This window comes from Trinickia sp. (assembly GCF_051961175.1).
In the GTDB taxonomy this organism is placed as follows: Bacteria; Pseudomonadota; Gammaproteobacteria; order Burkholderiales; family Burkholderiaceae; genus Trinickia.
The window spans coordinates 1-11,997 of the sequence record NZ_JBQCDN010000394.1 but is presented as its reverse complement, the minus strand read 5'-3'; the positions used below and the strand labels follow the sequence as shown (position 1 = coordinate 11,997).

Below are 11,997 nucleotides of genomic sequence, written 5' to 3'. Positions count from 1 at the left end.
TCCAACAATGGCAAGAGGACCCTGAAATGCTGAAGAAAAATGCCCGAACCGCCGTGTCGGCAACCTTGGTGGCCTTGGCCGCATTGACGTCGCTGCCTGCGCTCGCCAGCGACTTGAATAACGCACTTGGCGGCGCGCTCGGTGGCGCAGCGGGTGCCGCCGTAGGCGGCGCAGTAGGCGGCAGCACCGGCTCGATCATCGGCGGTGCGGTCGGCGGCGGCGCAGGCGGCGCCATTACATCGAATCGCCGCGAGCGCACGGGCGCCATCGTCGGCGGCGCGCTTGGCGGCGGCGCAGGCGCGGCGGCCGGCAACGCGATGGGTGGACGCGCCGGCGGCATCATTGGTGCGGCAGCCGGCGGCGGAGCCGGCTCGGCGCTCGGCGGCCATATCTCCCGCGCGAACTCCTACGCCAACGACTATCACGGTGGTCATCGCGGCCGGCACCACCGCCGCCACTATCGCGACTAAAACGTCGCCCCTCATGCTGCCGGGCCCTGCGCGGCCGGGCAGCATGAGCCTACGGCTCGCGGGGATATCGGAGCCGTATTCCGTATTGCCCCCAAGACCTATGGATGCGCACCGAATGCGACGTTGCGCGCGTCGTCGATCGTCGACTGTTCCGTGCCACAGTATTGGAGACAGCGGCTCATCTAACCGGGCCTGAGCGCTCATGCCGCAGCCCGCGACCCAGGCCATCTCTCAGGTCATCTTTCGTCTCATGAAGCGATAAGCAGCGCGCTCAAGCCCCGATTGGGTGAGGCGGGCTTTAGCGCGGCCTACGTACCGCCAACGGATCGATCAAAGCGGACGGCGTTGACCTTGATTGCCAATCGGTTCGCTCCGCCGCTCACCCCGTCGTTGCAACTACGACACCCCAGCCAACCAATAGCAGGCCGCTCCCCAACGATAGCCAGCGCGCTTGCGGCAGCATTTTTTCGAGCATCGCGAAAATCGACAGCGCGGCAACCCAAAGCACGCTCATGACGCCAAACACGAAAAGCAGCGCCATGAGTACGCCGCAACAGCCGACGCAATAGGTCCCGTGGCGGAACCCCATGATCAAGGCACCACGGGTGCCGTCACGCCACTCAGTCAGAAGAAAACGGATTGGGGACGAACACTTGCTGAGGCACGCGTGCTTTAAAGGTGTCAGCTGGAAGATTCCGGCAACGACGAGCAGCGTACCCCCAAACAGCGGGGTCGCACTCACCATCATCGGTGTAACGAGACGGGCCTCGAGCAAGCCCCATTGCGCGAAGGTCGCGAAAAGGCAGAAGCCGGACCACGCGGCCAGATAGCCAAGAACAAATACGCTCGTATGTGCATACGGAAGTCGTTTCACGCGCCGCTGACGGCTCAGGAACGCGAAACTCAGTGTCATCGGTATGACCGATGGAAGCATCATGGCGGCCATCATGATGGCCCACATCGCCAGCACCAGCAGAACATCGACGACGCCCCAATCCGTCATGCGCGGCATGACGGCCATGTCGGCGCCCGCCTCCATGTGCTGCATGCCCCAACTCAGATAAAGCAGGTAGGCCCAGGCGAGCGTCGCGGCGGCCGCGACTCCCGCCAATATGATCGCGCGATCCCGCGCCGGCAGCCGCCGCGCCATGAACCCACTTCGAATACCGGGCTCAGCCATGGTAGGCGAATGGCGAATAAAACCCGTTTCGGTCTGAGATTTCTCGGAAAAAACCGTGGTCGGTGAACCGGAAGCGCTTCGATTTACCGATTACCGCCGCAAATCCCGGGGCCGGGGTCAGCGGATGATTGTTGATGGTGACGTCACCGCCATCCTGACCGGGCAACGCCTCGATTTCGATATCCGCGACTTGGGGTATGCGAAGGCTGCGACGCTTCCCGTCGATCCGGTACTCGATCGCGACTGATTTGACGCCCATCACCTCGCCTATCATCGGAGTAAGCGCGGCAAGCGCCCCCCCGGCTTCACCGGAGAATATTTTGCCCAATGCTTCTTGCTGCTGTGGCGTCCCGCGTTCATCAAGATAGAGCGCCACCCTCCAATTGTTTTGCAGCATGTGACCCGGCGAATACGCGAAAAGAGCGATGTTGAGCCCGTCCAGCGACACGCCGGCGAACGCGCCTTGATCCACGTGCCAACCGATCAGCACCGCGCAGTCGCCATCCGACGGCGGGCCGAGACAAACGCACGCGCACGGCGCCTGACAGTTGCAGCTTTCGAAATACGTACCGGCGACCTTCCAGTTCTCTGCCATGGCATTGACCTCCGTCCTGCGGACACGCGGGTGCGCGCGCTGATTGCATTCGGGGATGACGCGTTTGCATCACGTAGGTGGCGCCATCGAACGCCGACCCCGGCGAGCAAATCAGTTCAAGTCTAGGTCGAAATGGCCGGAGGGTGGAGACTGTCTACCCGGGTGCAGTGTTCAGTGGCGGTTTCTGCGCCCACGCTCGAGCCGCCTCCGGTTACAACAAAAGCTGATCCTTGATCAACATGATTGCTCCTCGAATCGATGCGGTTTGCCTTCAGGCGCGACACAAGCTGTCCAGCAATGCGTTTCGATACTTGTGGCGAAGCGGTTGAACAGCCTTGTAGTTGGCTTCCTTGATCGGTCCGAAACCGCGGACGGACATCGGAAGCGAGGCCAACTCGACGGCCGCCCGATGGTTATGCGGCGACAGGTTCGATAGAGCGAGTTCCACGTCGTCTTCGAACTCTCGAATCAGCGCGCGCTCCACTTTTCGATCGCTCTGGCGAGCGAATGGGTCGATTACCGTTCCGCGCAGTGCTTTGCCGTGCTTCAGGACATGAAGGGCGGGCGTCATCCACCAACCGCCGAACGCCAGCTTGATCCGGCGCCCCGTCTTCGCATCGCGGCGCGAGAGCACCGGAGGCGCCATGTGATACGTGAACTTGCCGTCCCCTTCGAAGGTTTCGGCCAATCGGCGCCGGAAACTTCCGTCTGTGTGAAGGCGCGCCACCTCGTATTCGTCCTTATAAGCGAGCACCTTGTAATAGCTTCTGGCAACCGCCTCGGTCAGCTCGCCGCAGGTTCCCGGAACGCGGCGCTCGGCCGCTTTCGCCTTGTCGACAAGCTGCTCATAGCGCTTAGCGTAAGCAGGGTTCTGATAGGCCACCAAGTCCTTCGTGCGCGCCCGCACGAACCGATCGAGATCGAACGGCTCTTGCTGCGAAGCCGGCAGGGAGAGGAGCTTGTCGACCGCATGCGCGTCTCGCGCAATAAACCGCCCCCACAGGAACGCACGCTTGTTCATCTCGACCGCTGCGCCGTTGAGTTCGATCGCCCTCGCGATGGCCTCTTCCGACAAAGGAATCAAGCCTTTCTGATAGGCAAAGCCCACCATCATCATGTTCGACGCAATGGAATCGCCGAAAATAGTTTCCGCTGCGGCAGTGCAATTCCAGAACGACGATGTGGCTTCCCCCACTGCCGCTTTAATCACGCTTTGATGAGCGGCTTCGCTCAGCGCAAGATCGCCGTTCGTCACAAAATCGGCGGTCGGCGTGATGTGCGTGTTGATCACCGCGTGCGTCGACGCATGCATCACACGCGTCAGTGCGTCGTTCGAAGCGGCGACGACTGCGTCGCAGCCAATCAGAACGTTTGCGCTGCGCGACTCGATCCGCGACGCCGTAATCTCGCCCCGGCTGCTGGCGATTTGCACATGGCTCAAGACCGCCCCGTTCTTCTGGGCCAAGCCGGTAAAGTCGAGCGTCGATGCCCCCCGCCCTTCGAGATGCGCCGCCATCGCCAGCACCGCGCCAATCGTCACCACCCCGGTGCCGCCGACGCCGGTCACGACGATGCGTGCGTGACGCTCGATTTCCGGGGGAACGGCACTCGGTTGTTCGAGTCCGTTACGCAGCTCCGCTTCGATCGCTTCCATCCGACTCCGATCGGGCTTGCGAGGCTGCAGGCCTTCCACCGTGACGAAGCTCGGACAGAAACCTTTCGTGCACGACATGTCCTTATTGCATGAAGACTGATTGACCTCGCGCTTGCGCCCAAGCTCGGTGTCGAGCGGTTCGACCGCAATGCAGTTCGATTGAACGGAACAGTCTCCGCATCCTTCGCAGACATCCGCATTGATGACGACACGAGCCGGTGGCGTCGCCATCGTTCCCCGCTTGCGTCGACGCCGCTTTTCGGCCGCACAAGTCTGCTCGTACACAATGACGGAAACGCCCTTTCTTGCGCGCAAGCGGCGCTGCAGCCCATCCAGCTCGTCCCGGTGCAACACGGTGACGGTCGCGGGCACGGCGTCGGACGTGGCGTATTTCTCGATGTCGTCCGTGACGATGCTCACACTCGCAACGCCTTCGGCGAGCACCTGGTCCACCACTCGCCGCACCGTCAGTCCGCCTTCGGTAGGCTGACCGCCCGTCATCGCGACAGCGTCGTTAAACAGGATTTTGTAGGTGAGGTTCGCTCTGGCGGCGACCGCTTGGCGAATCGCCAAACTACCCGAGTGCTGATACGTCCCGTCGCCGAGATTCACGAACATGTGTGGCATGTCGGTGAAAGTCGACATACCGACCCACTGCATGCCTTCGCCACCCATCTGACAGAGCGTAGCGGTCGCACCACCTTCACCAAGCGCCATGATGTGGCAGCCGATACCGGCCGCCGCGTAAGAGCCATCGGGCAGTTTGGTCGACGTGTTGTGCGGGCAACCTGCGCAAAAGAACGGCTTGCGCGTCAGCAGCGTTGCTTCCTTGGCGCCAAGAATCGGTATCGATTTTCGAGTTGCTTGAGCTTGGAGTTCGGGAGCGGCCGGTGGGCGTTCGATGCCGACGTACGCCAGAAACTTTGTCACGGCTTGCGTCAATTGCACCGGCGACAGCTCGAGCGTGGCCGGCACCAGGACGCGCCCGTCGCGCAGTTGCTTGCCAAAGACTTCGGGCCGCTCCGCGGCGCTCAAGTTGTACAGCGCTTCTGTGATCTGACGTTCGACGAACGAGCGCTTTTCCTCGACGACCATCAAGGCGGACATGCCATTCGCGAACGCCCGCACGCCGCGACACTCGAGCGGCCATGTCATCCCCACCTTGTAGATACCGATGCCAAGGCGCTCGAGTTCCGCGCTGTCCAGTCCCAGCCTCGAAAGGGCGGCAAGCAGATCACCGTGGGCTTTACCCACTGTGATGATGCCAACTCTGGCATGGCGGGGGCGCACGATCACCTTATCAAAGGGATTGGCGCGGGCGAACGCGAGCGCGGCCGGGAGTCGCTCCTCGATGAGCCGTCGCTCCAGCTCAGCCCGTTCGCTGGGCCACCGCAACTTCGGGTCGTAATTGAAGCCACGACCGTGTGGAATCTGGATGTCCGCCGGTTCGACGAAGCCGCCAACCGGAGCTGCCCGCTCGCCCACCCGCATCGAGCGGCCGCTCTCCACGGTCTCGGTAATCGCCTTATAAGCGACCCATAGCCCCGAGAAGCGTGACATCGCATAGCCGGCCAAACCGAATTCGATGTATTCCTCGACCGACGCAGGGAAGATGATAGGCATCATCGCGCCTTCAAAAACGTGGTCGGTTTGATGCGGGAATATCGACGACTGTGCGGCATGATCGTCGCCGGCCACGGCCAATACGCCGCCGTGCCGCGACGTTCCCAATACGTTCGCGCTGCGAAACACGTCGCCCGTTCGATCGACGCCCGGCCCTTTGCCGTACCACATGGAGAAGACGCCATCCACGCGCTTTCCCGGAAACGCATCGAGTTGTTGGGCGCCCCAGCTCATCGTCGCCGCAAGGTCCTCGTTGAGTCCCGGTTCAAAGCGGATGTCCATCTGAGTCAGCAGCTTTTTCTGCCGCCACAACTCTTGATCCAGGCCCCCGAGCGGGGACCCCCGATAGCCGGAAACCAACCCGGCCGAGCGTACGCCCGAGCGCGCGTCGCGTCGCGCCTGCTCGATCAGGATGCGCACCAGCGCTTGCGTCCCGGTGAGAAAGACGGTCCCATTCTCCCGAAGATAACGATCGCCCAACTCGTATTCGCGATCGATCTCCCGCCCGAGTTCCGGTACTCGCATGTTCACGCGATGTCTCCAATTCTGTGTGTTCGTGCAGTCGATTCTATGGACGCCGCAAAAGCGATATGTGCTAACCTCGGCGCACAAACTCACGCTTCTTAGCAATTTTTGCCAACGTCTCCTTTCTTTTTAATTCAGGGAAACGGGTCAATGAAGCTCGACCGGATCGACGTCCGTATTCTTCAGGCGTTGCAGCAAGACGCCCACGTCAAGGCAGCCGACCTCGCGGAATCGCTTGGTCTATCGCTATCGCCGTTTTATCGGCGCATACGCCTACTGGAAGAAGACGGCATCATCAGCCGCCATGTCACGCTTCTCGATCAGGAGAAGGCGGGGTTCTCCGTCAGCGCGTATGTGTCCGTCGCAGTCGACAAAAAGCGCGCGCCGCTGCTGAAGAGCTTCGAGCAAGAGGTCACCACCTTCGAAGAAGTGATGGAGTGTTACCTGATGACAGGGGATTTCGACTACATGCTTCGGGTGGTCGTGCCCGATATCGCCAGCCTGGAAAAATTCGTCGTAGAGAAGCTGTCGAAAATCGATACGGTGAAAGACATCAATACGTCGGTTGCGCTAAGGCGTGTGCACTATAAGACGGCGTTGCCGGTCAAACCCCGGGACGATTGATTCATTGCCCAACGTTGCGCAGTGTTTACAGCTACACTGCCCAACACGCCCTGCCCAGTATTTCCGCATACCCGTGCCGCTACGCGACGCCTCCACGCTATCCACTGCACGCCTGACACTGCGCCCGCCGCGAGCAGAAGACGCCATCCCGATGTTCGCGATGTATTCGGATGTCGAATTCATGCGCTATTGGTCCTTTCCCGTCATGACGGGGATCGAGCAAGCCGTCGATTACCTGACGCGCCGGATCCAGGGTTCAGCCGCCGATACCGACTTGTTCTGGGCCATCGAACTCGCCGCGACGCGGGAAATGATCGGCACCTGCTGTCTCTTCAACGCCGATGTCACCTCCCGGCACGCCGAAATCGGCTTCGGTTTGCATCGCCCGTTCTGGGGTAACGGCTACATGAGCGAAGCGGCACGTGCCGTCGTCGATTGCGGGTTTGATCTGTTGCAATTGCATCGCATCGAAGCGGAGATCGACCCGCGCAACGCCGCATCGGCGCGCGTCCTCGAACGCCTGGGCTTCGTCAGAGAGGGGCTGCTGCGCGAACGCTGGATCATTGACGGCGAAATCTCGGATGGCGCGATCTACGGGCTTTTACGAACCGATCGTCGATAGGATGCGCACCGCACACCATTACTCGCAGCCCGTCCCCCCCGATCCGCGAACCCGTTGAATAGCGACAGATCGAACGCGCCCGAACAGGCATGCTGCCTGCAACGGCGAAGCGCATCGGGGACGCGTCAGTGAGGGGCGATCGATGGCTTCATTTACGCTGCGTGACCTGCCGCGCGCCGCGCGCAACGAAGGCGCCTGCGCGGCCGATGCGGTACAACATGTCGGTAACGACCGCTGCACGACGATGGCCGCCGGCATCGCCTTTTATTCGGCGTTTTCGCTGGCGCCGATGCTCGTCATGGTGATCGCCGTCGCGGGCTGGTTCTTCGGCACGAATGCGATACGCGGGCAAATCTTTCAAGACGCGCATCTGCTGATCGGCGACGAAGCTGCCGCCGCGATTCAGATGATCGTTGCGAATGCGCGCTCGCACAGCGGCACAGGCGGATTTGCAGCCTTCATATCATTCGTCGCGCTCGCGCTCGGCGCGTCGGCCACATTCGCTTCGTTGAACACGGCACTTTCGATAGTCTGGCCGGCCGATTCGTCGCAACGCGTCTCGACCGTCATGGCCCTCGTCAAAGTGCGCTTGATTTCGTTCGGCCTCGTGCTGGGCGTCGCGTTCCTGGCGATCGTCTCGCTCGTGCTCGACACCGTCGTCAGCTATATCGGCGAGTGGCTGTTGGGCGGCACGCCCTTCGTCGTCATCGGCGACATCCTGCAATTGGCGCTGGGCATCATTGCGCTGGCCTTTGCGTTCGCGGCGCTGCTCAAGTTCCTGCCGGACGCGCACGTCGCATGGCACGACGCACTGACGGGCGGCGTCGTTGCTGCTTTGCTGTTCACGGCGGGAAAGAAGCTGTTCGCGCTCTATCTCGCCCATGCGGGGCTGTCCAATGCATTCGGCGCTGCTGGCTCCCTCGCGGTTTTATTGATGTGGTTGTACTTCTCCGCCGCGGTCCTATTGCTCGGCGCCGAATACGCGGCGGCCAGAGGGCGCCGCCGCATGGTTGCCCATTTACGTAGACAGACAAATAGATCTGACTATTAACGCGCTATACGCGAGGACATATTTCGTCGATTTTGTCCAGTTACGGCTTTGCGCCGCTGCGGGGCACGATGTCGCTGTCAAGTGCATCCCGCACCGCCATGCCGCAAAGCATGCTCTACACCTTGCCCTCGGAATGCCCGCTACCGGTATCAACGCTGTGCTTTGCGCCCGAATGCTGGGAAAACTTGCGCCGTGGCGCCGCAGTTTTGCGCTTTTTCTAATTCAGTATTTCAAAGGCAGCAATAATTTGATATGCGGTTTCTGCAGCCAGTCGAACGAGGCTGTTTCGTTTTGGCGACAGTATTCTTTTTTCCTTTCAGCCTTTCAGGGACATTGCGCTATTCTCCACCCCGCAACAGTCTAATAAACGCTTCGCGTGGAGAAATGATGAAAAAAATCGCTTTGTCAACCCTCTCGCTCGCCTTGCTCGGCGCGGCCGGCGCAGCGCAAGCTCAGAGCAGCGTCACCCTGTATGGCGTGATCGATAACTCGCTGACGTACGTGCACCACGCAGAGGGCAGCAACAACCTGTGGGCGCTCGGCAATACAAGCGGCGGCGACTTGGCCGGCACGCGCTGGGGCTTGAAGGGTCAAGAAGATCTGGGCGGTGGCCTGGCTGCGATCTTCCAATTGGAAAACGGCTTCAATCCGCAAAACGGCACGCTGGGCCAAGGCTCGCGCGAATTCGGCCGTCAAGCCTTCGTCGGTTTGACCAGCCAGCAGTTCGGTACGTTGACGCTCGGCCGCCAGTATGACCCGGTGGTCGATATGGTCCAAGGCATCACGGCCGACAACTACTTCGGTAGCACGTTCGCCACGCCGGGCGATGTCGACAACTACGACAACAGCTCGCGTACGAGCAACGCGATCAAGTACGTTACGCCTAACTATGCCGGCTTCCAGGCCGAAGCGTTGTACGCATTCGGCGGTGTGGCCGGTTCGACGGGCTCGGGCCAAACGTGGTCGCTCGCAGCGTCGTACAACAATGGCCCGATCGCCGTGGCCGCAGGCTACTTCCGCGCCGACAACACGAACACGCTGTCGGCCGCAACCGGCCGTCGCTCGGCTTGGGGTGGCACGTCGGACGGTCCGTTCGATGGCGACGTCATCAACGACGGCTACCAATCGGCGAAGTCGATCGGCATCGCTCGCGTCGCCGGCCAATACACGGTTGGTCCGTTCACGATGGGCCTGAGCTACAGCAACGCGCAGTACAAGCCGGACGGCTTCTCGACGTTCGGCTCGACCGAGAAGTACAACTCGGGCAGCGGCTTCTTCAACTACCAAGCCACGGCCGCTCTGTTGCTTGGCGTGGGCTACACGTACATGAAGTCGAGCGGCGATTCGTCGGCTACGTACCATCAAGCTTCGTTGGGCGCCGACTACAACCTGTCGAAGCGCACCGACGTGTACCTCGTTGGCGCGTATCAACACGCGAAGGGCAACACGGCTGGCGGCGCAGCCGCACAAGCCTCGATCGGCTCGTACGGCTACAACGGCACGAACTCGCAAGAGCTCGTCGCACTGGGCCTGCGCCACAAGTTCTAATAAGTTCGTTCGAGCAATCGACGAGACAACAACTAAGCAGTACGCAGTATCGAGCCAGCCGGCGCTTCTCCGGCTGGCTTTTTTTATGAAGCAGATCAGCTCTGCGGATTCGGCACGCGAATCTGTCCGGCCTCGGGATGGCAATCCACGAGGAACTGCATCATCTCGCTGCCGTCGCGGTGGAGGTAGAAACGGATCATCTTTTCGTTGAACGCTTGCGCCTTTGCAGCCGAAATACTGATTGCATCGATCCCATGCGACATGAGTACCCCGTTCATCATGAATCGCGAGGTGCGCTTGTTACCATCGAAAAAGAACTGCTGTAGCGCGCCGAAGAGAAAGAACGCCGCGCCTCTTTCGAACGGGTCCGGCACATCAAGATTGAGCGCATCCACACCCAGCCGGAACGCATCGTCCAAATTCGCGCCGCCCTTGATCGTCGGCAGCGGCGTGTGGCGCCCATGCTCGCCCAAGCCCACGTCGGGGGTGTAGTTCCACTCGTCGCCTTCACCCCGGAAATGCCCCCACTCCAGCGCCTCATTGCGGGCCACGAGCGAGTGCAGGTGAGTGAACGTGGCCTTATCCAGAGAAAACTGCCCGCCCCTGACCAGCTTGAGTAAGTATTTCGAGCTCTCCACCAAGTTCAGGATCTGTTCCTGATCCGAGATCTTCCGGCCTCCTACCGTAATGCCGTCCAGCAGCGTTTTGACTTCAGGAAACGTGAATGGATTGCCCTCCAGCACGCCTGCGTCCCACACGAATTCCGGGAGCATCTTGTGGAAGCGAAAACAGACCCGCTCGATCGAGTGCGTCGCCATATGGCTGGGAATAACAGCACGATCCCAGCGGAACCCCAGTGCCTCGAAAAGCTTCATCACTCTCACCTTCATCCAACCTATTCGGCACGCCCGCGCCGATGACGCGCACATCATACCGTAGCCCCAGCCGCCGCATTTCCCGGCTCGCGGGGCACTGCTCATATGCCGGCAAACTCAAACGAAGCCGAAAGCAAGAGCAATAGAGTTGAAAGCCAGGTGTCTCGGATACTTAACATGTACATGGTCCAATGCGACGTTCTTCCAAAAAATAGCCATCGTTCACCGCATGCCCTTCGCTGTCATTCTCTCAGGATCGAATGACGACATCTCGCCAGGGGGCTTGCGGCGGCGACAAACCAGGAGTGCGTCCCCATGTTTCGCCGTAAGCTTCTCCCCGTCGCAGTGGCTGTCGCGTCGCTCGCCGTACTGGCCGCATGCGGCAGCAGCAGCCACTTCGACAACCCGTCGGCTACCGCCGCGCTCAGCCTTCAAAACCTCACCCCGACCGCGACGCCGATCAAGCACGTCGTGGTGATCTACGGCGAAAACGTCTCGTTCGACCACTACTTCGCGACGTATCCGAACGCGACGAACCCCGCGGGCGAACCGTCTTTCACAGCTGTCGCGGGCACGCCGGCGGTCAACGGCCTCTCGGGCACGCTGCTGACGGCCAACGTGAATTCGACGAATGCCACGAACGGCACGGGCGCGACGAACCCGTTCCGTCTCGATCGCACACAAGCCGCAACGGCCGACCAGAACCACGCTTACACGGCCGAAGAGCAAGCGTCCGACAACGGCCTGATGGATCTCTTCCCGAAGTTCACGGGTAACGGCACGAGCGGCGGCGCGGGCGCATTCGGCACGACCGGCCAGGTCATGGGCTACTTCGACGGCAATACCGTGACGGCAATGTGGAACTACGCGCAAAACTTCGCGATGAGCGATAACGCGTATACGGACACGTACGGCCCGTCCACGCCCGGCGCACTCGAAGCGATTTCCGGCCAGACGAACGGCATGCAGATCGTCAAATCGTCGCGCAGCTCGTATTACACGGCCGACGGCCAAGGCGGCTTGACGATGATCAACGACGTCGATCCGGGCGCCGATCTGTGCTCGAGCACGACCGACCAAGCCCTCATGACGGGCAAGAACATCGGCGATCTGCTCAACGCGAAGAGCATCACGTGGGGCGGCTTCATGGGCGGCTTCAACCTGTCGACGAAGAACGGCAACGGCACGACGGGTTGCGCACGCAGCACGATGTCGAATGTGGTGGGCGCG

Annotated in this window: 10 protein-coding genes; 6 read left to right on the top strand and 4 right to left on the bottom strand. The window is 61.1% G+C overall.

Features of this window, described 5'->3' with window-relative positions:
• The first annotated feature begins 26 nt into the window (after positions 1 to 26).
• Complete coding sequence (locus ACTHL0_RS22460; RefSeq protein WP_440569121.1) at positions 27 to 470, top strand: hypothetical protein; 444 nt, start codon at positions 27 to 29, stop codon at positions 468 to 470.
• A gap of 379 nt (positions 471 to 849) precedes the next feature.
• On the opposite strand, the gene ACTHL0_RS22455 is transcribed toward ACTHL0_RS22460, so the two are convergent.
• From ACTHL0_RS22455 to ACTHL0_RS22445, 3 genes are all read right to left on the bottom strand, one after another.
• Positions 850 to 1,620 carry a DUF2182 domain-containing protein gene (locus ACTHL0_RS22455; protein ID WP_440569115.1) on the bottom strand — a complete coding sequence of 257 codons (771 nt, stop codon included), beginning with the start codon at positions 1,618 to 1,620 and terminating at the stop codon, positions 850 to 852.
• Positions 1,621 to 1,642: 22 nt separating this feature from the next.
• Complete coding sequence (locus tag ACTHL0_RS22450; protein ID WP_440569113.1) at positions 1,643 to 2,245, bottom strand: DUF1326 domain-containing protein; 603 nt, start codon at positions 2,243 to 2,245, stop codon at positions 1,643 to 1,645.
• A 271-nt stretch (positions 2,246 to 2,516) separates the two neighbouring features.
• Positions 2,517 to 6,047 (bottom strand): indolepyruvate ferredoxin oxidoreductase family protein, encoded by a 3,531-nt coding sequence (locus ACTHL0_RS22445; RefSeq protein WP_440569119.1) that lies wholly within the window; start codon positions 6,045 to 6,047, stop codon positions 2,517 to 2,519.
• A 150-nt stretch (positions 6,048 to 6,197) separates the two neighbouring features.
• Here ACTHL0_RS22445 and ACTHL0_RS22440 point away from each other — a divergent pair, with 150 nt between their 5' ends.
• The 4 genes from ACTHL0_RS22440 (at position 6,198) to ACTHL0_RS22425 (ending at position 9,892) form a co-directional block, all read left to right on the top strand.
• On the top strand, positions 6,198 to 6,671 hold the full coding sequence (locus tag ACTHL0_RS22440; RefSeq protein WP_440569111.1) for an Lrp/AsnC family transcriptional regulator: 474 nt from the start codon (positions 6,198 to 6,200) through the stop codon (positions 6,669 to 6,671).
• A gap of 73 nt (positions 6,672 to 6,744) precedes the next feature.
• Complete coding sequence (locus ACTHL0_RS22435; protein WP_440569109.1) at positions 6,745 to 7,293, top strand: GNAT family N-acetyltransferase; 549 nt, start codon at positions 6,745 to 6,747, stop codon at positions 7,291 to 7,293.
• Between the two features lie 142 nt (positions 7,294 to 7,435).
• A complete protein-coding gene (locus ACTHL0_RS22430) occupies positions 7,436 to 8,344 on the top strand; it encodes a YihY/virulence factor BrkB family protein (protein WP_440569108.1) in 909 nt (302 codons plus the stop codon).
• 387 nt (positions 8,345 to 8,731) lie between these two features.
• Positions 8,732 to 9,892: a porin gene (locus ACTHL0_RS22425; protein ID WP_440569117.1), complete on the top strand. Its 1,161-nt coding sequence runs from the start codon at positions 8,732 to 8,734 to the stop codon at positions 9,890 to 9,892.
• Between the two features lie 95 nt (positions 9,893 to 9,987).
• Here the strand turns inward: ACTHL0_RS22425 and ACTHL0_RS22420 are convergent, their stop codons facing one another.
• Positions 9,988 to 10,767 carry a Fic family protein gene (locus tag ACTHL0_RS22420; RefSeq protein WP_440569107.1) on the bottom strand — a complete coding sequence of 260 codons (780 nt, stop codon included), beginning with the start codon at positions 10,765 to 10,767 and terminating at the stop codon, positions 9,988 to 9,990.
• A 315-nt stretch (positions 10,768 to 11,082) separates the two neighbouring features.
• On the opposite strand from ACTHL0_RS22420, the gene ACTHL0_RS22415 reads away from it, so the two are divergent.
• On the top strand, positions 11,083 to 11,997 hold a 915-nt coding region (locus ACTHL0_RS22415), incomplete at its 3' end, for an alkaline phosphatase family protein (RefSeq protein WP_440569106.1).

Excerpts from the sequence above, each read along its gene's own strand:
- ACTHL0_RS22460 (WP_440569121.1), top strand. The coding sequence starts at position 27 with ATGCTGAAGAAAAATGCCCGAACCGCCGTGTCGGCAACCTTGGTGGCC.
- ACTHL0_RS22455 (WP_440569115.1), bottom strand. The coding sequence starts at position 1,620 with ATGGCGCGGCGGCTGCCGGCGCGGGATCGCGCGATCATATTGGCGGGA.
- ACTHL0_RS22450 (WP_440569113.1), bottom strand. The coding sequence starts at position 2,245 with ATGGCAGAGAACTGGAAGGTCGCCGGTACGTATTTCGAAAGCTGCAAC.
- ACTHL0_RS22445 (WP_440569119.1), bottom strand. The coding sequence starts at position 6,047 with ATGCGAGTACCGGAACTCGGGCGGGAGATCGATCGCGAATACGAGTTG.
- ACTHL0_RS22440 (WP_440569111.1), top strand. The coding sequence starts at position 6,198 with ATGAAGCTCGACCGGATCGACGTCCGTATTCTTCAGGCGTTGCAGCAA.
- ACTHL0_RS22430 (WP_440569108.1), top strand. The coding sequence starts at position 7,436 with ATGGCTTCATTTACGCTGCGTGACCTGCCGCGCGCCGCGCGCAACGAA.
- ACTHL0_RS22425 (WP_440569117.1), top strand. The coding sequence starts at position 8,732 with ATGAAAAAAATCGCTTTGTCAACCCTCTCGCTCGCCTTGCTCGGCGCG.
- ACTHL0_RS22420 (WP_440569107.1), bottom strand. The coding sequence starts at position 10,767 with ATGAAGCTTTTCGAGGCACTGGGGTTCCGCTGGGATCGTGCTGTTATT.